10 protein-coding genes are annotated in these 21064 nt (G+C 71.4%); all 10 read right to left on the reverse strand.

Translation table 11 applies throughout. The features are described 5' to 3' along the window. Positions 1-21: 21 nt before the first annotated feature. Positions 22-12732: a hypothetical protein gene (locus tag J7F03_RS16315; protein ID WP_214950085.1), complete on the reverse strand. Its 12711-nt coding sequence runs from the start codon at positions 12730-12732 to the stop codon at positions 22-24. A gap of 107 nt (positions 12733-12839) precedes the next feature. Beyond that, complete coding sequence (locus J7F03_RS16320) at positions 12840-13151, reverse strand: hypothetical protein (RefSeq protein WP_214950086.1); 312 nt, start codon at positions 13149-13151, stop codon at positions 12840-12842. After that, positions 13144-13593 (reverse strand): YbaB/EbfC family nucleoid-associated protein, encoded by a 450-nt coding sequence (locus J7F03_RS16325; RefSeq protein ID WP_214950087.1) that lies wholly within the window; start codon positions 13591-13593, stop codon positions 13144-13146. The genes J7F03_RS16320 and J7F03_RS16325 overlap by 8 nt, the downstream gene beginning before the upstream one ends. 34 nt (positions 13594-13627) lie before the next feature. Then, on the reverse strand, positions 13628-15778 hold the full coding sequence (locus tag J7F03_RS16330; RefSeq protein ID WP_214950089.1) for a hypothetical protein: 2151 nt from the start codon (positions 15776-15778) through the stop codon (positions 13628-13630). Positions 15779-15795: 17 nt separating this feature from the next. Then, the gene (locus J7F03_RS16335; RefSeq protein WP_214950091.1) at positions 15796-16260 is read right to left on the reverse strand and encodes a hypothetical protein; all 465 of its coding nucleotides are present in this window, start codon (positions 16258-16260) and stop codon (positions 15796-15798) included. A 236-nt stretch (positions 16261-16496) separates the two neighbouring features. Then, the gene (locus J7F03_RS16340; protein WP_214950093.1) at positions 16497-16796 is read right to left on the reverse strand and encodes a WXG100 family type VII secretion target; all 300 of its coding nucleotides are present in this window, start codon (positions 16794-16796) and stop codon (positions 16497-16499) included. Between the two features lie 74 nt (positions 16797-16870). Beyond that, on the reverse strand, positions 16871-17209 hold the full coding sequence (locus J7F03_RS16345) for a hypothetical protein (RefSeq protein WP_214950095.1): 339 nt from the start codon (positions 17207-17209) through the stop codon (positions 16871-16873). Positions 17210-17351: 142 nt separating this feature from the next. Next, the gene (gene eccB / locus J7F03_RS16350; protein ID WP_214950097.1) at positions 17352-18812 is read right to left on the reverse strand and encodes a type VII secretion protein EccB; all 1461 of its coding nucleotides are present in this window, start codon (positions 18810-18812) and stop codon (positions 17352-17354) included. A gap of 49 nt (positions 18813-18861) precedes the next feature. Further along, positions 18862-20262 (reverse strand): type VII secretion integral membrane protein EccD, encoded by a 1401-nt coding sequence (eccD, locus tag J7F03_RS16355; RefSeq protein WP_214950099.1) that lies wholly within the window; start codon positions 20260-20262, stop codon positions 18862-18864. Between the two features lie 136 nt (positions 20263-20398). Beyond that, positions 20399-20932 carry a hypothetical protein gene (locus J7F03_RS16360; protein WP_214950101.1) on the reverse strand — a complete coding sequence of 178 codons (534 nt, stop codon included), beginning with the start codon at positions 20930-20932 and terminating at the stop codon, positions 20399-20401. Positions 20933-21064: the final 132 nt, after the last annotated feature.

Consider the following 21064-nt stretch of genomic DNA (forward strand, 5'->3'; position numbering starts at 1 on the left):
GAGACAGGGTGGGGGAGTTCATCAGGCGACCGGTCCGGTCCGGACGACCGACCAGAGGAACTCCGTCCCGTCGTCCACCAGGAACACCTCGGTCCGCCCGGTTCCGAAGGTGCGCCGGGAGCCGTCCACCGCCACGTAGACGATCGTGACGTCGTGGTCCCGTGCGGCGATGGTGCTGGCCAGCGCGATGGCGTCCCCGTCGGCACGGTCCCGCGCGAGACCGTCCAGGATGCGCCGCGCCCGGAACTGCGGGGTGTGGGCTTGGGACGAGCCGCCGGCCAGCACGTCCTGGATCGACTGCTGGAAGGCATCGGCACCCGTCCCGGCGGCGCGGGGAAAGTCGGTGTCCCGGGCGGTCTGGACGAACTCACTCTGCCGGGTGCGTCCCGGGGGGCGGACGGGGGGGACGTACGCGGGATCGTTCGCCGTGCGGACCGCGTTCGCCAGGACGGCCGGGTAGTCGCTGCCGGTGTCACTGGGGAACGAGTGCAGGTCGGTCGGTGTCCCGGCGTCCACGTCACCCGTTCCCCGGCCGACCGCGTCGCCGTCGGCCGGGGCGGCGGTCTCGGTCTCGTCGGTCTCGGTCTCCTCGGTCTGGGCAGGGCGGATCTCCTTCTCCGTCCAGACGAGGTTGCGCTCCGGGAAGTCCTGCGACTGCGTCCACTCGCCGAGGTTGCTGGCTTTGCCGAACTTGCCGGCGACGGCCTCCTTGTAGACGGCCTCGATCACCGTCGGCATGTACGAGTAGTTCGCGGCCCGGTTCACCCGGGTGCGCAGGGCGAGACGCTCTTGATCGGTGCGCGGGAAGCCGTCCCTGATCAGACCGCCCGCAAGCTTCCTGAACTGGGCCTGGGCCTTGGCCTTGGCCTTGTCGCTGCTGGTCAGAAGATCCGGTCCCAGCAGGTCGTGCAGGAGCTGCAGCCGCTGTACGTGCCTCGACACGGCCCCGGCGTTGGCGCTCAGCGGCAGCACCAGGTGGAACGAACGGGGCTCGGGGACCTTCGGCGGGCTGACGTTCGGGACGTCGGGCACGCCGTTCGGGTCCGGAGCGGGCCGCACGGGCGGCAGTGGACGCACCAGCTCCGGGATGTCGCGCAGTTGCGGCAGGGAGAGCTCGTCCAGCATGTCGCTGAGCGTACGGACCTCGCCGTCACGTGTTCCGGGCAGGTACTCGCCCTGGTACTGGTCCAGTACGTAGGTGCGCAGGGAGCCGGGCAGCGCGTCGTTCCTGATCTCTTCCACGCCGGAGTCGCGGATCAGGTATTGGTCGGAGTCCTTGTTCCTGTCCGTGTTGAGCGCGTGCCCGTTCCCGAGCCCGCTGACCTGGGCCTCTTCGATCGCCCCGTCGGTCAGCCGGTTGTACGTCTCCACGGGGACGAGGAAGGAGCGCACGATCGGCTTGCCGTGCGTCCCCTCCTTTCCCTTTTCGATCCGCCCGTGTCCTTGGTGGCGGTAGGTCCGCATGTAGTGAAGGGCCCGCCACGGACGGCCCGCGTTGACCCACATGTCCTTGGTGTCGGGGAGGATCTTGATCTCGCCGTCGGCGGTCTGCTGGATGTCCTTGTGCTCGACGCCGTCCGGTGCGTAGACCGTTTGGTAGAGCCGGACGTAGTCGCGTCCGTCCAACCGCTCGACGCGCACGTCGCTGCGGTGGGCGAGGGACTCCACCTTGAGCACGGTGCCTTCGGGCGACTCGTATTCGGTCACACGAAGATCCCGGCGCTTCTTGAGCTCTTCGGCCGCGCCCGGGTTCTTCATGTTCGACTTGAGGACCTCCGAGACGACGTGGTACGCGGGCTGGGCCGCCCGGTACCTCAGCTCCGTCGCCGGAGGCCCGGCGGGCGGCTCGGCTGGCGGGGAAGGATCATGCCCGCCGTCGAGCACATGCGCTGTGAGCGGGGCGCTGGATGCCGCGCCGCCCTCCGGGTGAGGGCCGGTGTCCATGAGGAACCGGACGATGTTGCGGATGTCCTTCGATGTGAAGCCCTTGTCGAAGCCGTTCTTGAATTCTGCTTTCGCCTCGTCGCTCACGCGGGAAACGGGGTCGGCCGCGCTGCGCTTCGCGTGGATGAAGTCCGGAGGGTCGGCATCGATCCTTACGGTCCGGTCGGTGTTCTTCTTCATCTCACCGAGCAAGCCCGCTTCGTTGAAGTACTTGCCGCTGCGCGTGGGGGGCTTGTCGACCTTGAGGAGCTCGTAGCCGACGGGCTGGCCGCCGTATACCGTCAAGCCGTCGGCCGCCTTGTGCCAGAGGGCCATGCGGTCGGTTCCGATGCTTCCGGGCTCCTCCATGTACCTGAGCTCGTAGCCGAGCATCGCCATGGCTTCCAGGTTGCCGCTGCGGAAACCCAGGTGGCGTACCGATGCGGCCTGACGCTGGAGATATTCGTACAGCTTGAACTGGCCGATTCGGTCGTGCCCGTTCCAACTTTCCAATTTCTCACGGATCGATGAGTTCGAGGTGTTCCAGAACGCCGTCAGGTTGTGGACCGAGACGTGGTCGTCGCTCAGGTCCGCGGCCATCGTGGCGTACTTTTCCCGGTGGTCGGGGTCCGCGTGCGAATCTCCGACGATCAGCACGATCGGCTTCCGGCCGTTGCCCGACTCCGCGGCCGTGCTGCCGACCTCGGTGATGATCTGGCGGACTCCCTCGTAGCTCGTGTCGTGTTCCAGGTGTGCGCCGCCGAGCTTTCCGCTGAAACGGGACCACAGGACGATGACTTCCCGCCCCGCGATGTCCGATACCTCTTTCGCGTCCAGCCAGGCCTTCACCTTTCCTTCGGAGGGATGGTCTTCCGATACGGGGGGGAACGTTTCCGGGGAAACGCGCCACATGTCGCGAACCCGTGCCTGCATGTCAGGACCGTGCATGCCGGCCACGTAGCCCGTGCCGCCGTTGAGGGGGAGGTTCCGCTTCCCCGCCACTGTCTTGCTCAGGCCGATCCCGTCGGCCAGGGCCTCACCGGCGGGGAGGGTGGTCGCCCGCAAACCTTCGCCCCGCTCGTGCCACAGTGCGCCGATCTCCTGCCGACGTGCCACCTCCGCGTCTCGGGTGACAGGGGAGGGCGCCAGGAGACCGGCTGCCTCCAGCAGGCGGTTCAGGTCATTGGGGTCGGCCTTGGCCCGCTGGGGCTCGGCACCGTCTTGTGCGACCGGGGTCGGCCACAGCTCGGACGCGTTCCACACCTCCAGCACCCTCTCCAGTGTCCCGAGGTGTTCCCCGTGCGTGTTCGTCCCGCCCTGGGGCGGTGTCCACGCGATCCTTGCCGGCAGGATCCGGACGAGGCCGTCGATCTTGGCGTCGGCGAGCTTCTTGTCCTTCCACAGGTCGTCCACTGTGACGAGGTGGATCCGCTCGCGGTCGATGCCGCTGGCCAAGTAGAAATTACGGATCTCCATTGCCTTGTCCTCCGACTCCCTGGGCTTCTGGGTGACCGGGTCGATGGAGCCCTGGGAAATCGCGACGTGCAGTCTGGGGACCTCGCGCAGCGCCGCCGCGATGGCGAACTGGTCGCCCGTCGCGTATCCCGGCTGGCTGAGGACCACCGGATGGGTGTCGGCGCTCTTGAGCACCTCCCACGGCTGTGCCTTCTTCATCTGCTTGCCGTGACCCGCGTCGTAGACGTTCGCGACCAGCTCGGCGGACAGCGGCCGTACCGAGAATTCACCGGCCTCGCGCCGGGCCTCGGCGAGCGTCCTGGCGGCGTCCGCCAGCGCCGGCCCCTCTGCCGTGTCGTGGGCGTCGAACAGTGCCCGGAGGCGTCGGGCGGGCTGCTCCTGCCCCGTCTCCAGGTCGCCGTTCACGGCGAAGCGGTAGGACTCCGGGCCGTGGTCGCCGCGCAGTACGAGTTCCACGGGGCGGCCCAGCGCCATGGCCGTGCGGTGGGCCACGTACAGGGCATCGGCGCTCTGCAGATGGTCGTCGGCGGCGAACCACACCTGCCGGGGTGTCCCGTCCGGCCGCTCCAGGGCCGTCCTCAGCCGGCTGATCCGGTCGGCGACGGGGACGGCGTCGGTCGCCGGAGGGACGGGGCGGCTGATGTCGCGCAGGTCGAGGTGGCCGCGGGAGGACCGGTCGAAGAGGCCGTGGCCGAGCAGGTCCTCCTCGGTCACCAGCAGCTCGATCCGGCCCCGGACGGGGTCGCCGGCCGTACCGTCCCGGCCCGTGACCGTGATCTCGGCGTCGAGCCGGACCACGTGCTGCACGGGGGCGCCGGCCGGGGGCAGCCGGTCGTCGCCGGGGGCATCGGTCTTGCCGCTCTTGACGATGTCCATGGACAGGGAGGAGGCGGCGTTCGTCGCGCTGTGCCGGGTGTTGGGCCCGGTTCCCGGCACGGTCAGGCCGGAGCCGCCGAACCGCTGGACGTAGTCGGCGCCGAGCTGGGCGCGCGGGGCAGAGGAGGCCGAACTGGTCGTGCCCTGCCGGCTGACCCGGTCCACGGCGATGCTCGCGCTGCCCGCGGCCTGGCCGGCGTGCTCGGGGTTGGAGAGCCGGACGCTGACGTGGGCCCCGCCCGAGGTGCCGATGGTGCCGGTGAACACCGAGGCGAAGGACGGGTCGAGGGTCAGACCCCCGCGGGCCCGCACCAGGTCGCCGAGGAGGTTCAACTGGTGGGAGGCGGAGGTCAAGAGGAAGGACGGGCCGCCGCCCGCGGAGCCGTTTCGGGGGCCCGTCAGGGCCGAGGCCAACCCCGGTAGAGCGTCGAAGCTCAGGACCGAGAAGTGGCGTACGGGTACGAAAGCCGTCGGCCCGGCGCGCCGCTCCGCGGGTGCCGCGGGTTCCGCGGGGGCGACCGGCGCGGGCAGGGGCAGCCCGGGCTGCCAGGCCCGGGGGCCGGCCTGGCCGCCCTCGACGAGGGGGGTGTCCACGACGGGGAAGCGCATGACCCCCCGCCCCTGCAGGATGAAGCTGCCGTCGCGCGGGCGCCCCGACAGCGCGCTGACCACGTTCCCCGGCGCGTGCAGGGGGTTCAGGTGGAGCGGCGTCCGGCGTACCGACACCGTGTACTCGTAGTGGATGCCGTCGAACTGGGTGACGTGCTCGGTGCGCAGCCAGGTGCGCTTCTCGGAGAAGCGGGTCGTGGGCTGGGTGAGCGTCCCCGCGTGGCTCCCCGTCACGGTGGCGCCGCTGCGGTCGTTCATCGCGCCGGCCGGCGGATGCGGGTAGGTGACCTGCGGGGAGAAGGAGTACGTGTGCGCCGCGGTGGTACCGAGGTTCGGGGCGACGGCGGTACGCGTCAGGTGGGTCTGGTTCTCGACGCCCGAGGTTCCGGGGAGTTCGGTACCGCGTGCGTCTCCCTGCCCGGGGACCAGCTTCGCCTGGAGGGAGACCTCGACCCGGTCGGCGCCGCCCAGCGCGTGGTGCTCGAAGGAGAGCGTCACCGCTCCCGGGGACCGGGAGGGGAGTGAGCGGATGACCGCCGGCGAGGCGAGGTTGGTCAGGGCGGTCTCCACACCGGCCACGTGCGAGCTGTGCCCCGGGGTGCGGACGCCGGGGGCGATCCTGTCGATCAGCTCGGTGAGGCGCTCGCGCAACGGCTCGCGCCGCAGGCCCGGGGCGTCGATCCCCTCGTCGTGCGGGCGCAGGGTCACCTCGTCGACGGACCCCTGGCCGATGTGCCCCGCCCCGGCGAACCGGTCCGGGAGCAGGCGGGCACCGCCGGCCTGGTTCCCCGGGGGGAGCAGCGCGCCGACGTCCAGACCGGCCGTCTCGAACTGCTGCCGGTGACGCAGGAGTTGTTCCGGAGTGAGGAGTACGCCGACCGAGTCCGGAAGGGTGACGACCCGGCGCACCGGGGCTTCCTGCCCGAAACCCAGCATGTTGGCCGTGCCGCTGCGCCACCCCTGCCGGAGCGTGATCTCGTAGGTGGCGTTCAGCCGCACGCGGTGGTGGTGGCCGGCGTCGTTCGGTACCTGGACGGCGGTCAGCGCCGTCGTCCGGGAGGAGGCGGTGGTGGTGTCGCGCGTGTACTGGTAGCCGCCGGAGGGCGTCCCCGCGTTCGGGGACGCCTGCGGGCCGGTGTCCTTGAAGGCCAGGCTGCCGCCGACCCGGCCGCCGTGCGTGGAGGTGTCGCCCGAGGTACTGCTGTCCGCGTGCGTGATGCCGGTCTCCGTGTACAGGCCGAAGGCGTCCCCCTGGCGGGAGATCCGGAACTCGTTGTTCGGCCCCGTGGAGGCGTGCAGGTACCCCTTGACCTCCAGCAACAGGTGGTGGTCGGCCGCCGCGCCGTAGCCGGTCGCGTGCTCCACCACGTACGTGCCCCCGAAGACCTGGTGGCCCCGGGCCAGCAGCGCGGTGGCGTTCAGCTGGCTGTCCAGCAGGACGTGGCCGTGCGGGAGGACGTCGCCGAGCGGCTTCCCGGTCAGCCAGTTCCAGGTGGAGAGGGCGCCGCCCGCGACGGCGTCGGCCAGCGCGGGGCCGACACGATGGAGCAGCGGCGGCGGTACGGTCGGCTGCTGACGCTGCGCCTCCAGGTCGGTGACGGGGCGTGCCGCGGCGGGAGTCGTGACGGGGGCCGGATCCTGCTGTGGCGCGGGCTCCCGCGGCGGTCGGCCCCGCAGCATTTCCCGTACGACGTCCTGCAGGACGTGTGCCCCGCGGACGTGTTCCACCACGGAGTCGCCGGGGAGGGTGACGACACCGGGCTGCAGGACGCCTTCGGGGTCCACCAGCGTCCCCATGCGCTCGTCCATGGCGGCGGGCGTCCGCAGGACCTGCGCCGCGGCGGGCGCCGCGACGGGCTCCGCGGCCGTGGCCGCCGTCGTACGGTCGTGAGCCACGGCCAGCGAGATCACGGACGGCGTGCCCGGGTCCGTTGCCTCGGCGGGCCCGACGGTGCGCCAGGAGCCACCGTCGGATATGTCCAGGCGGTAGGTGACGTGCGCGTCGAAGAAGTCCACGCCGTCCTTGGTGATGATCTGCTGGTCGTGGCTGACCGAGGTGGACCAGCCCTCCGCGGTGCCCCGGGTGTAGGCGTACCCGGGGTCGACGGAGCTCTGGGCCTGCCAGTTCGACCCGCCGAACGGCATGTTCACCTGCCCCGTGAAGCCGAGGGTGCCGGAGGGAGAGGTGGTGCGCTGGCCGGAGGCGGGGAGGGTGTGGCTGACGGAGTTCGACAAGGCCATACGGTCCTTGTCCAGGGTCCCCATGTGCCGGGGAGGCTCCCCGGTCAGCTCGGCGGTCAGGCGTACCTGGATCTGCCCCATCCGGCCCGGGCGGGGGTCGTCGAGGCGGACGACATGACCGCCGTCGACGATCTCCCCCGCGGCACCGCGCAGCGCGAACTCGCTCCAGGCCGCCTTGAGGCGGTGCAGGTTCATCAGCTGGGTGCGGCGGTCGGGGGCGCCCGGCCCGTCGGAAGCCCCGCCCGCCGTATCGCCGGGCAGGTAGTGCCGGGTCGTCAGCTCGGCCATGGCCGCCTCGAAATGTCGTTCCGCGCCCTTCACCTGGGTGGCGGTGGCGGACATGCCGAGCGAGCGCAGGCCGTCCAGCTCGGGCGGCAGCCGCCTGGTGCCCGCATTTTGCAGGTCCAGGGTGCTGCGGGCCGGGACGTACAGCGACAGCGGGGTGGCGTCGCCGTCGACCCTCTTCTCCTTGTCGGGCGGCAGACCCTCGTGGAAGGTGACCGTGTACCGGGCCGTGCCGCCGACCAGCAGGTGGCGTGCGGGGCTGCGCAGGCTCTGGTCCAACTGTGCCCCGCCGCCCGCCGAGAAGTCCTCGCTCGCCTGGAACCTGCCGCCCACCTTGCCGCCGACCGCGCCGCCGAAGGCAGTGCCGGCGCCCGGGTGGCCGACATCGCGAGAGGAGGTGAAGCCGGCCTGGCCGCCGCCCTCGAACGCGAGGGAGCTGGTCAGGGTGGACTTGCCGGTGTACCGGTTGAAACGGAGGTTGTGCGACTCCAGGTTCATGGACCTGGTGACCGCGGTGACCTCGCCCTGCGGGTCGACCACCGCCTTGAGGCCGAAGAAGCCGAGTGCCCGGCCGGACGTGTCGTGCAGGACGGACGAGAAGAACTCGCCGGACACGGCGATCGGCAGACCGCCGCGCAGTGACTCCTCCGAGGTCCAGTGGTGCAGTTCGGCGAGGGACTCGGCCGACAGGCTGTCCAGGGTCGGCCGGAACCGGGCGTGCTCCACCAGCTGGGCGAGCCCGCCCGGCTCGCCGATCCCGGCGACCCCCCACAGGGGAGCCGTGCGCAACTGTTCCACGGTGGGCGGCTGGTGCACCCCCTCCACCGACGTCAGCAGGTGCTGCGGGAAGTACACCGTCAGCGGCTCGGTCTCGGTCACCGGGCGGTGGTCGTCGGCGGCCGGGCCGCTCCCGTCGCCACCGCTACCGCCTTCGCCGCTCTCGATCACCCAGGTCGCCTTGTACGTGTGGGGCGTGGACGATTCATTGCTGCGCAGGGCCTGGACGGCCTGGTGCCCCTGGGAAAGGTTTTGATTGTGCGTCAGTTCGTTGTGGGTCACGGAGACCGAGACGTTCCACGGCGCCTTCGCCAGGATTCCCGCGGCCGGGATGTCGAGGGTTTCACCGTACGTACCCGTCACGCGCCGCCGGTTGCCGCCGCCCAGAGCCTGGGAGAATTCGTTGCCGGCGCCCGCGCGGCGCTCCAGCCGGGTTTCAGGCTGCGGCCCGTGCTCCGTGCCGAGCGGGTGGGCCTCCTGCGGATCGGACAGCTGGAGCCGCAGCCGGACGGCGCGGCCGCCCAGCAGCTCGGCGGGCACGGGCCAGCCGTCCTTGTGCAGCAGGTACGGCAGTACGGACTTCAGCGCGTCCGGGTGGAGCTGCCCGGCCAGGCCCGCGTCGAGGGCGGTCTCGTCGGTCGAGAGCTGCCGCAGCCGTGCGTGCAGTTCCCGCACCGGCAGCCGGTCGGGCAGGGCCATGCCGAGCTGCGCGGCGCCGTGGTCGGTGAGGGCGTGGACGAACCGGCGCGGTCCGGCGGGGTCCAGGGGGCCGGGGGGCGGGGCAGCGTGTGCGGCGGCCACCTCGGGGGTCTGGGGGCGGGGGGTTGCCGAGGTCCAGACGGTCTCGGGGCCGGAGGGGTCGCTCACCATGGCGATGACCCCCTCGTACCGGTCGGAGCCGACGGCCGACTCGTCCGTGCCGGGCCGGGGGCGCAGCGCCGAGTACGTCTGGGCGGTCGAGGCGTACACCTTGCGACCGGTGATGTCGGCGAACTGCTGGAGCTCCGGGGCGTGCCGGCCGATCCGGCAGGCGGTCAGCACGAGCGGGGCGCCCGGCGGCAGGCTGCTGACGCGCTCCTTGATCTGCGTGCCGAAGTCCCGCAGGGTCACGGTCCGGTAGTCGTGGTCGCCGGGGGCGAGGACCTTCACGCCCGCGCCGTTGCTGTGCAGGTTGAGGAAGAACGGCCGTGGCTCCCCTTGCCAGGGTGCGGCAAGGTCGCCGCCGGTCTGCCGCCCCGCCTGACGGCCCAGCACCGTCTCGGTGGTTCCGCTCCAGTCGAACGGCCTGGCCTGGTCGTAGCCCTTGTTCTCCTCGTGCACCTGGTACACGCCGGACGTTCCGCCGAACCGGGCCAGCGACTGCTCGCGCAGCTTCCAGTCCGGTTCGTGGTGGAACGACAGGCCCACCTCTTCGCCGCTCGCGTCCCTGATCGGGCGCGTGAGCAGGCGGGTCGAGGAGGGACTCGGGAGGTTCCCGGCGCCTGGTGGGGTCAGCGCGTGCTGGAGCTGGTACGGGCCCATCTCGATGTGGCTGCCGCCCTGGTCGGTGTCGCTGTCGAACGGGCGGGCGGTCGGGGGCACCAGGACGGTGGGCGGCGGCAGCTGCCCCTCCGGCAGCGGTTCGCCGGTGTCCGGCGGCACGGGGCCGGAGTCCGCGTCGTCCGCTTCGTCGGAGACCGGCAGGAACTCCAGCTCCTCCGCGTCGTCGTTCTTCGGAGGGGTGGTGGTGTCGTCGTCCCCAGCCGTGGTGTCGCGGTTCTCCGGGAGGCCGCCCTCGGTGCGCGGCCGGGACGGGCTCCCGACCGGCGCGCCGTCGCTGCCCACGGCACGGCCCGGAGCGGTCTCCTTCGCGGACCCCTCGTCCGTCTTCGTCGTACCGTCGTCCGTTTCCTTGGCGTCCTTGTCGTCCTTGGCGTCGCCGTCGCCTTCCTCGCGGGCGTGCTTCGGGTCCTTGTCCGAACCCGGCCCGTCCGCGCTCTCCGTCTTCGGCTGGAGCGCGTCCGCGACCTTGTCCGCCTCGGAGAGGGCGTCCGGGGTGTGGTCCGCGTCGTGTTCGGGAGTCAGGACGGGCAGCGGGCGGTCGAAGAAGGACCGTCCGGTGAAGGGGTGGGAGAAGACCCACTCGACCATGTCCTTCGTCTGCTGCTTGAAGGTCACGTCGTGCTCGAACGAGGTGGGCCGCGGCACCGGATAGGGGGCCTGGTGGCCCGTCATATTGGCCAGGAAGGAGACGACGTTCAGCGGGTGCAGGGCGCCGAAGTACTTGCTGTCGTTCGGGTTCGCCTTGAACTGGTGGCTGGCGAACCACTCCGCGTAGCGGTTCATGGCCGGTTCGAAGAGCTTGTGCAGCGCCTTGCCGAGGGCACCCATGGCCATGCCGGAGACGAAGGTCGACCAGGTGGTCGTGAACTCGTGCTCCTCGCTGAAGATGAGGTTGTAGAAGCCCTCGCTGAGGTTGTTCTGGACGCCGTCCTTGAGGTTGGCCGAGACGGCCAGACCCAGTTGGTACATGGGGTTTCCGTGCAGCGGGGTTGTCTGGAACATCCGCTTGAACGGCTGGGTGAAGGCGTTTCCGGTGATCTTGGAAGGGGAGAAGAGGTCCGGCAGGTCGTTGGCCAGGTTCTTCAGCCCCTTGTTCCCGGCGAGATCGCCGAGCGACTTCTCCAGGGCCTCGCCGAGCCCCGTGTGATCGGCGGCGAGCCGCCCCCACTTCTTGGTGAAGGTCTCGCCGAACTCCTTGCCGACCGCACGCATTTGGTCCTTCAGGAGATCGCTGCCCTCCTTGGCGAGGTGCTTCTCGAAGATCTTGCCCATCTCGTCGGAGACCTTGTGGGCGATGCTCCCCTTGCCCTGTCGTACGAAGCCCTGCTCGATCTGCCCGCCGGCAGCGCCCAGCAGCTTGCCGACGTCCTTGGCGAAGGCGCTGCGCGCCGCGTCCGTCGTCAGCAGCTTGGTGATGCTGCTGTCCGGAACCGTTCCCTTGGCCGCTGCCCCTGCGGTGGCCTTCGCCTCGCCCTCGGCGGCGCCGGCGACGGCCTTCTTCTCGCCCTTGGCGACGCCCGCGGCGGTGTCCGCGGCAGCGCTGCCCGCCACGTCCTTGACACCCGCCCCTGCTACGTCCGGGGCCTCCGCGGCCTTCGCGTTCGGGCTCTCCAGGCCCTGCGAAGCGGTACGGGTGCCCTTGCTCGCGGCGCCGGCGGCCTCGTCGGGTACGAGACCCTTGCCCGTGGCGCTCTTGCCGGGCGCAGTGGGCTTCATGCCGTCCAGGCCTTCGGACGCCGTCTTGGTGCCGCTGTTCCTGACCCCGGCCGCTGCCTTCGCGTCGTTGGCGGCATTGTGGGCACCGGCATCGCCCGCGACGTTCCTGGCCGTGCCCGAGGCCCCGCCCGTGACCGCCCTTCCCGAACCGGTGGCGCTCGTCCCGGCTCCTGAACCGGCGGTCGAGCCCGTCTTGGAGCCCGCGCTGGTGCCCGTTCGCGTGCCCGCGCTGGCGCCCGCGTTGGTGCCCGCGTTCGCGCCGGCCTTGCTGCCCGCGTTGGCGCCCGTCTTGGTGCCCGCGTTCGCGCCGGCCGTCGTGCCGGCCGTGGCGCCCGGCTTCGACACCGCACCTGCGCTGGCCGTGCGCGTAGGGGCGGTACCCGGCAGGTCGTTGACCGGCGACTTCGCCGTCAGCGGCGGCTTGGGGGCGGCGTCCTTCTTGACGATGGTGTTGAGCTCGTCCTTCGCCAGGCCCTTGCCCGTCGTCTTGAGGCCGTTCTCCTTGGCCGCGTCGGCCAGTTCCTTGCCCAGCTTGCCCGTGATCGAGTCGTCGATCCTCTTCGAGATGATCGAGCCGGCGTCCTTGCCGAGGAGTTTGCCGAGCAACTGGCCGCCGTAGTGCCCGAGGATCTCCAGCGGCCCGGCCACCAGGCCGTTGAGCGCGCCGCCCTTGAGGGCCTCCAGGGTGTGTTCGGTGTCCCACTTGTCGGTGTGGCCGGAGGAGAGCTGGTAGAGCTGGATCACCATGTCCTGGAAGATGCCGGCGGTGATCCCGATGAACGTCTGCGTGATGATCGTCCGCAGCAGGTACGACAGCACGTTGCGCAGGCCCTCGCGGACGATCACGAACTGCAGGGCCGCGTTGATGGCGGACGCGCCGAAGCTGACCGGCCCGAAGATCATGGCGAACAGGATCTGTGCGATCAGCTCGACGACCTGGAGGATCGCCATGATCTTCGTGTACTCGACCTGGTTGGCGACGTTCCGCGCCGCATCGCCGAGTTGGAGCGCCAGCTCGCTGGTCTGCTGCATGACGTTGGAGCCGGTCACCCCGCCGATGAGGTCCCGCATGGAGGCGACGAAGGCGTCAGCGGCCTCGCCCTCGAAGTCCTCCTTGATCATCGGAACGAGTTCCGCGATGTACTTGGCCAGCGTGTCCAGGTCCGAGGCCATGGCCTTGTAGTTGTCCGACACCTTCCGCATCAAGTCCTCGTCGGCCTGCGGCCAGGGCATGCCGGTGAGGAACGAGAAGAACTTGGCGACGTCCTCGGAGGGCTTGATCGACATGGTGCGGGCAACCTTCTTGCCGGACGGGGCGATGGGCGGGGCGACGGACGGGGCGTGACAAGGGCAGGACCGGGACGGGAAGGAGCGGCGGCCGGCGTGCGCGCGGGCTACCAGTCGCCCGCGTTCTCCCCGGCCTGCTCGTCGGCCTTGTCGGTGATGTCCTTCGAGTCCTTGCCCGCGGTGGTGACCCGGCCGAGGGACTTCCCGATGTACTTGACGGTCCCCGTCAGGTTCTCGGTCGGCTTGTCCACCACCTCGTGGTACTTCTTGCCGATCGCGTCGTGCCCCGCGGAGTCCTTGTTGAGACGGTTGACCTCGGCGATGCGCAGGCTGAGGTCGTGCAGTTTCGCCTCGTAGTCCTCGTAGTGGGCGAACTTGCCCTTGAGGTCCGCCAGCGACTTGAGCTTCGGCTTAGCCATTGAATTCCTCCTGCTTCGTGGAGCGCTTCCTCGCCTCTTCCGCCTCGAAGCCCGGGCGCATGGAGCGCAGGGGCTTGAGCAGTTCGTCCATGTCCGTCGGCATGTCGGTCAGCCCGGCCGCCATGCGGATCTGCTCGCCGACGTTCGCGAAGGACTTGATCCGCTCGATCACCTGCTCGCCCATGCGGCCGCGGGCGTCGTTCAGTACGTTGGTGAGGACGTCCGCGAGCTCGGCGGGGGCCATCTCCTTGTACGCCGTCGTGCGGAAGTTCATGGAGATGACCTGGCCCTGCGGGCCCACGGTCACGGTGACCATGCGGTCCTTGGAGGTCGCGCTCGCGGTCGCCCGGTCGAGTTCCGCCCGCGCCTCGGTCATCCTCGCGGTCTGCTCCCGCAGGCTGGCCATCACCAGCTCGATCCGGCCCTCGGCTTCGAGACTCACTGGTCCTTCTTTCCTGTGTGCTGTGTCCGTACGGTCATCGGCCGATGACTCCGCTGACGGTCCCGGTGTCGGTGCCCCAGGTGTCCTCGTCCTCGGAGAGCCAGGTGGTCCGCTGGCGGTCCTTCTGGCCGCCGGCGCCGCCCGCACCCGCGCCCGCGCCCATACCGGCGCCGCCCATCGGGGGCATCATCGGCCCGCTCTGGGTCTGCTGCTGGGTGGCCAGCTGTCTGGCCGCGTCCTCGGCGGCGGTGGCCTTGGCCCGGTCGGCCTCCGTACCGGGGGGCGCCGCGGCGTCGGCCGCCTGCAGGGCCCGGTCGCTGACCATGGAGGGGGCGGCCAGCAGCGGGCCGGCGGAGCCGGAGCCCTTCCCGCCGGCGCCGCCGCCCGCGGAGGCGCCGAGGCCGGAGAGGTGTCCGCCGCCGGAGAGGCCGAGCGCGTCCCGCCCGCCGGAGCCCAGTGACTGGGAGCTGGTGACCGGCCGCAGGTCCCGGCGGGAGTCGAGCAGTGCGTGCTCGGTGTCGGCGAGCAGTTGGGAAGAGCGGTCGATGGGGCGGCCCTTGGCATCGACGAGTATGCCGTCGGCGTTGACGCTCGCGCCCTTCGGGAGGACGTACGGGTTGCCGTTGGAGTCGAGCAGCGGCTTGCCCTTGGCGTCGACCAGTACGCCGTCGGGGTTGACCTTCGCGCCCTCGGGCACCTTGATCCGGTCGAGCAGCAAGGGGTCCAGGCCGCCGCCCGGGTTGGTTGCCGGCTGCTCCTTGAGCTTGGCGCCGGGCGGGGCCACGAGGGGCTTGCCGTCCTTGCCGAGGACGAGGTTCCCCTTGGAATCCCGGATCTTGCCGTCCTTGCCGATGACGGAGCCGACCGGCACCGTGATCGGCTGGTGGTCCTTGCCGAGGACCGGCTTGCCCTCCTTGTCGAGGAGGTTCGCCGTACCGTTGCCGGGCAGGCCGGTGCTCGGGTTCGGTATGAGGGGGCCGGGCGTGGGGCCCGGGGGCTTGACGGTGTTCTTGTCGCCCCCGCCCTTCCCGCCCTTCCCGCCGCTCCCGCCGCCGAGGTTCAGATTGCCGCCGGGCGGGGGGATGTCCTGGCTGCCGCCCTGCTCGTTCCCGCCCCCGCCCTCGCCCCCGTCGCCCGTTCCGCCCTCGCCGCCCGCTCCGGGCCCCGGCACCGGGCCGCCGGCGCCGCCGCCGGGGCTCTGGGGCAGGCCGAGGTTGGGCTGGATGACGCCGCGCCCCAGGGCGCCGGCGAGACGGGTGTACTCGGCGTCGAGGTACGTGTAGACGCTGTCGGCCAGCGAGTCCATCGAGTACAGGGTCCCCGCCCTGGTGGACAGGGTCAGCACATTGGCGCTGAGGCCGGCCAGCCAGTAGCCCTTGGCGGTCTGCTCCACCTTGTCCCAGAAAGGGTCGTGAGCGATGTTCAGCCCATCGGCCCAGACGGCGTACTGCTCGTCGATCCTGGGGCCGATCGCCAGATGGTGGTCGAGGGCCCTCTTCAGTACTTGCGTCGCGCCGCTGTCGGGGGTCGCGAACCATTTCGCCTCCACCTCGAGCATCTCTTGGTGGGACTGCCGCAGGGACGTCCCGGCGGCCCTGAGCTGGGCCTCGAAGTCGTCGGGGTGCAGGAGGTCGGTCTGGATGTGGGTGAGGGCCAGGGCGATGTTGGAGAGGTACTTCTTGAACTCGCCTGCGGCGCTGCCGCGCCAGTTGTCCCCGGTGTCGCCGAGCTGGTCGATCCAGCCCAGCAGCCCGCTCTTCTTGTCGAGCGACGTGACCAGCAGCTTCGCGACCCCCTGGAGCGCGTCGGCGGCCCGATCGAAGGTCGTGGCGTTGACGTTCTCGTTCTTCTTCGTGTTGTTCAGGTTTTCCAGCAGGGCGTAGACGCCGGTGCGGTAGGTGTTGTAATTCGCCGTGCTGTCGTTGAACATGTCCCAGTTCATGCGCAGCCCGATCAGGTACCCGTATCCCGAGGGCCTCGAGACGAAGCTGAAGACGTCGAGGGGTGGACTGGCTGCGACTGCCTTCGCCTTGAGATGCTCCTCGCTCGGGTTGGGGATGGAAATATCGACCTTCAGGTGTTTGTCGATCCACTTCGGCGAAGCCGGCCCCGCCACATCGACGCGGGTCTTCACGGAGTCGGTCTTGGGCAGGAAGATCGGTACGACTTCGTCCCAGTTGTGCATCGCGGGGGCCCTTCTCGTCAGCTCTGGTTGCCCGCGGGCGGGTTGCCGCTCGTGGGGGGCTTCGAATGCTGTTGCACCTGCGTGAGCACCTCCCACATCTCGGCGGCGCTCAGCGCTTCGTCGTCCGCGTTCTGCAGCAGCAGCCGGATGTCGTGCAGCGTGACGTACGAGCCGTGGGCGGCGGCCGAGATGATGGCGAACGCGCTCACGAGCTGTTTGGCGTAGGCCTGGAAGTTCGTCTGCAACTGCTCGGCACTCGGCAGGCGCACGGTGTTGCCCGGCAGCAGCTTGCCCTCGTCCCCGATCAACGACCCGTTCTGCCACTTGTTCTTGAGCATGAAGAGGGAGTGATCGCCCTCCAGCAGGGCCTGGTACGGGGCGATCTTCTTCTCGGCGAAGTCGAGGAGGTACTTGTCGGTGATCTTGAGGTCGCCGCCGTCGCCCGATCCCTCGTCGCCGTCGGGCTTCGGTTCCTTCGCCATGAGTGCTCCTTCGTCGGGGTGCCGGCTGCGGCTCGTGGATCCGGTCGTACGCGCGCCGCCACCCAGAGGAACGGGCCGCCCTCGGAAGGGGGTTCAGGCACACGGGGAGAAAGCACGGACCCGGCCTGCTGGGGGAGCGTGGCCGGGTCCGTGTCGGCACGTCGAAGGTGGGGGACCTCCGGTCATGCCGGTCTGTGGGGGCGGGCGTCCGCCGGTACGGCCGGTCGCCCGCCGGGTCAGGTGCGGCCGCCGGGGAACAGGGAGGCGCTCCGCTTGTCGGCGTTCCTGATCGTCAGGTGCATGTCCGCCAGCTTGTCGGCGCCGCTGTCGAACTCCTGGGACATCGCGGTGTCCAGCTGGTGCACGGTCGTGACGAAGTCCTGGAACGCGGCGGCGGCCGCGCCCTTGAAGCTGTCCTTGACCGTGGAGAGCTCGGTGACGAGCATCTCCAGGTTGGTGTGCATCTTCTTGGCCGCCGCCTTCATGTCCTCGTTGGCCTCGGCGAGCGCGTTGTGATTGATGTCTAGGTCTGCCACGGGAGCGGGGCCTCTCTCTGGGATCCGGTGAGCGGTTGCGCGAGTTCGGACGGAGGAACGAGTGCCGGCAGGCGTCAGCCGTTCAGCGCCTCGAAGATCGGCCCGCCCCAGTTGCCTCCCGTGGCGTGCGCCTCCTCCTCGGCCTGGGTGAGGAACTTCTGGGCACCCTGGGTCGAGTCGATGAGCGTCTGGTACTTCTGCATGATCGTGTCGTAGCCGATGATCCACTCCTCGACCTTGCGGAGGAACGCCTTGGCCGACTCGGCCTGGTAGTTCCACCCGACCCGCTCCATCACCTCGTCCACCTGGGAACGGGCGTTCATCATCTGGACCAGGTAGCCGTCCAGGTGCTGGATGGTGTTGAGAATGACCTGGTCCGAAGTGACCAACTGCTCTTCGGGGCTGGCTGTCACGTGTTCTCCTGGGTCGTTTCAGGGGCGGCCGATGAGGTGGTTCCGGTGGGTGGCGCGCCCGGTTCCGGTTGCCCGCCCAGCGCGTCGACGGCGTGTGCCGGGAGCCTCTGTCAGACGTAACGGGCCTCCACCCGCGCAGGGTTCACCCCGAGTTCCGCGCCGAACAGGGCGCGCCCGGGGAGGCGCTCACCATGCCGCCCGCCGCCAGTGCCTCCGGGTCCAGGCTCGGGCCGGTGGGCAGCAGCTTCAGCAGGCCCGCGGGCACGCCCACCGTGCGCGCGGCGGCGTAGCCGAGCCGCTTCGCGGCGTCCGCGGACGGCAGCGGGTACTTCACCCCGCTGTCCGTCACCAGGTAGGCGGTGCCGCCCGTGCCGGCCCCGGACAGGGCAGTGACGAGCGCTCCGCCACCGGGCCTGACCATGATCCGGTCGGCGTCCGCGCAGGTCGGGACGACCCCCGGCTGGACCGCCGGCGGGGCTCCCGCGACGGCCGCGGTGTCCGCCAGCGTCACCAGGGTCGCCGGCCCGGCGGCACCCGGCCGCAGCCCCGCGCACACGCTCTGGTGCCGGGCCGGGGTGAGGAGCCGGGGAGGTTCGGCCGGCAGGACCGTACCCGCACCGGGGCTCGTGGGCGCGGCGGCGACCGGATGGGCGGCGAGGTCCGCGGCTCCCACGGGGGTGGCGATCGCCGGAGCGCCCGCGTAGGCCTCCCGCTGGGTGCGCGGATCGCCGCGCAGCAGCTCGAACTCCGTCCGGGTGAGCGCCCTGAGGCCCGCCTGCGCCAGTACGTAGTACTCGCCGCCGGGCCCGGTGAACAACTGCCCCGTCGTCGTCGGGTGCCCGGCGAGTACGGGTCCGGTGCCGCCGCGCCCGGGCACGTCCGCCGCCGCCAGATCGGGCCCGGCCGGCAGGGTGTTGAGGAAGGCCGCGGCGACGGTGAACGGCGTGGCGGCGCCGTAGCCGAGCGCGGAGAGCGCCCCGTTGCGGGTGTCCAGCCGGAGCCGCTGCCCCTGCCACAGCAGGTAGCGCTCACCGTCGGGTGTGGCGACCAGTACTCCCTGGCCGTCCGTCAACGGGGTGCCCTGGGAGGCCATCGCGACGGCGAGCGCGATCTGGGGCGCGGCCGGTCCGGACGCCGGCTGCGGCAGACCGCAGGCGAGCCAGCCCTCCACCGACAGCTCGCCGGCGGCCGGCAGACCCTCCGGGGCGCCCACGATGCCCACCGGGGCGCCGCGCGGGGCGCCCTTCAACGACTTCTCGCTCACCTCGGCGAACTGCATCTTCTCGCCGGCCAGGAGCCTCGCGCTCGTCTGGTTGAGCACCGGATGCAGCTCACCGCCGAGGAACAGGTACCGTGCGCCCGTCTTCTTGACCACGACCAGGGTCCCGGGCTTGCGCCAGCCGGTCGAGCCGCCGGGTGAGATCACCCCGTACAGGCCCACGACCACGGCGATGGCGATGCCGATGTACAGACCCCTGCGGATGCCCTGGTTGGTACGGCCGGTCGGCGTGTCCGGTGCGTCGGGCTCGGCCCGCAGCATGCCGGCCCCGAGGCGCCCCATGACGAACAGGTGCGCCTGGACCTGGTCGCGCCTGGATTGCATCCCAACTCCTTCTGAAGAAGACCGTATTCGTCGTGCGGGCGGCGCCAGGTCAGCCGGCGGCCGAGCGGATCATCCGGAAGATTCCGGCGACGGTCAGCGCCAACGGCAGCAGGCTCAGCGCCGTCAGGCTGTGCGCGAGGTCGGCGATCCGCCCCCAGTACGGCAGCAGCCGGCGGCCCGGCACCGTCCACGACACGACGGCGAGCGCCCCGGCCACCGCCACCAGCGCGGAGAGCAGCAAGGGCCGCTCCCCGGGAGCGAGGCCCGCGGCGAAGCCGGCCGTCAGCAGCGCGAGACCGTAGACGCCGGGCAGCAGCAGCGCCATGCGCTGCGGCACGCTGCCGACCGTACGGGCGTGCAGCAGGAGCAGCGCGGACAGGGCCGCGGTCAGGGCGGCCGGCGCCCAGCCGCTCAGGCCCGCGACCAGGGTCAGGCATCCCGCGCACGCGGCACCGACGACGACGTGGAAGGCGGTGAGGAAGCCGTCGGCCACAGCGCTGCGGGCCAGCACATCGGCGGCCGGGAACGGCTCGATGTTCTCCTGGAGCTCCTCGGCGTTGCGGGGGAGCGCGGGAAGCCGTAGCCCGGACATCCGGAACGAGAGGCTGGGTGCGAAGGCGCCGAACGCCACGACGACCACCGCCGCCAGGGCCGCGGTGTGGCCGAGCGGCAGCCCGGCCAGCGCGATGGTGCCGGCCGCCATGCCGAGCGCCGCGGTCACCGCGACCCCGAGGAACAGCGGGGCCGAGCAGCCCACCGCCGCGAGCGCCAGTACGGCGCCGCCCGCGGCCGCGGAGCTCCCGGCCAGCAACCGCGCCGCCGTCGGATCGCCGCCGCCGGCGGCGGGCAGCAGGGCTCCGGCGAGAGCCAGGTACGGCACGGCCGCCGCTCCCAGCGCGGTTCCCGCCCCGGCGTCACCCACCGCACGCGAGGCGCTGCCCGCGCAGAGCAGCAGCAGTATCCCGATGGTGGCCGCCGCCGTGATCCGCAGTGGGTGCGGTCCGGGCAGGGCCAGCAGGGCGATTCCGCCGGCGAGCGAGAGGAGGGCGACAGCGAGCGCGAGGTGGTGGGTCAGCGCGGGCCGCCAGGAGTCGCCGCGGCCGCGCAGGCCGGTGGCGATCCCGTCCACGAGGTCGTCGAAGTGGACCAGCGGCAGCGTGTCGCGGCGGTGGCGCAGGTGGAGCTCCTCCCCGTCCCTGAGCCCGAGCGCCTCGGCGGAGAGCTCCTCGTCGAGCGGCTCGGCCCCCAGCCGCTGGAGCACCCAGCCGCCCGCCTCGACGGCCTCCTCGGCCAGTTCGTCGCCGGAGAAATCGACGACGGTCGGCAGCAGGTCGGCCAAGGGCACGTCGGAGGGCACGGACAGCTCGACCACCTTCAGCGGTCCGCGAAACCTCAATCGGCAAAGCCCTGCCACCGCGCCACCGCTCACTGCCCGCCCGCCCTTCCCCATGGCACGTCCGCATGCCGGAATACCGTCATCGGCGAGAACGGCCGGGACGGGCCACCGGGTTCACCGGGCGTGCCGACCGGTCGGCCGCGGGTCGCCGGGGCGGGGCCGGCCCGTCTCCGTCCGCGGCCGCCCGGGGTCAGTCCTCCCCGCGCAAGGAGGCCACCAGCCACTGCACCCCGTCCTCGCCGTACCGGTCGAGCAGGAGCGCCACCCAGGACGCCACGTCCAGCCGCTCCGTGCTCGTCCACCGCCCGGCGGAGGGGTGCTCATCGACCACCAAGGCCTGGGCCAGCAGCCGCAGTTCGGCGAAACCCGCCGCGGACAGGGAGGACCGGGCCAGGAGGGCGGAGAGGCCGCCGCGGGCGGAGGCGAGGCCGAGCAGCGCGCGTACGGCCCCGGTCACTGCCGCCGCGTCGCCCGGGGGTACGTCGAGGCCGGTGCACTCGGAGGCATCCGCGGGGTCCCCGGAGTCCCCTGGGGCCCCATGGTTCCCGGGGTCCGTGGGGTCCGAGGGGTCCGTGGCGTCCGTGGGGTCCGTGGCGTCCGAGGGATCCGCGTGATCGGCGGCATCCGAAGGTCCGACGGAGTGCGTCGGCGCGGTCGCGGCCAGCCAGCCGCGCAGGGTCCGGCTGACCTCTTCGGTGTCCTTGTTCCCGCTCACCGGTTCCACCGGGCTCTCCCTGTCGTCTGGACGCGCATCCGCGCACCTTACAGATCGTCCCGGCCGGTGGCCGGGCGCCGGCCGTATCCGCGGTCGCGGGCCGCCGAGCGCCGTCGGCGACTGCAACGTCCCCGTCGTGGG

Source organism: Streptomyces sp. ISL-43 (assembly GCF_018614195.1).
Classification (GTDB): Bacteria; Actinomycetota; Actinomycetes; order Streptomycetales; family Streptomycetaceae; genus Streptomyces.

Excerpts from the sequence above, each read along its gene's own strand:
- J7F03_RS16315 (WP_214950085.1), bottom strand. The coding sequence starts at position 12,732 with ATGTCGATCAAGCCCTCCGAGGACGTCGCCAAGTTCTTCTCGTTCCTC.
- J7F03_RS16320 (WP_214950086.1), bottom strand. The coding sequence starts at position 13,151 with ATGGCTAAGCCGAAGCTCAAGTCGCTGGCGGACCTCAAGGGCAAGTTC.
- J7F03_RS16330 (WP_214950089.1), bottom strand. The coding sequence starts at position 15,778 with ATGCACAACTGGGACGAAGTCGTACCGATCTTCCTGCCCAAGACCGAC.
- J7F03_RS16335 (WP_214950091.1), bottom strand. The coding sequence starts at position 16,260 with ATGGCGAAGGAACCGAAGCCCGACGGCGACGAGGGATCGGGCGACGGC.
- eccB (WP_214950097.1), bottom strand. The coding sequence starts at position 18,812 with ATGCAATCCAGGCGCGACCAGGTCCAGGCGCACCTGTTCGTCATGGGG.
- eccD (WP_214950099.1), bottom strand. The coding sequence starts at position 20,262 with ATGGGGAAGGGCGGGCGGGCAGTGAGCGGTGGCGCGGTGGCAGGGCTT.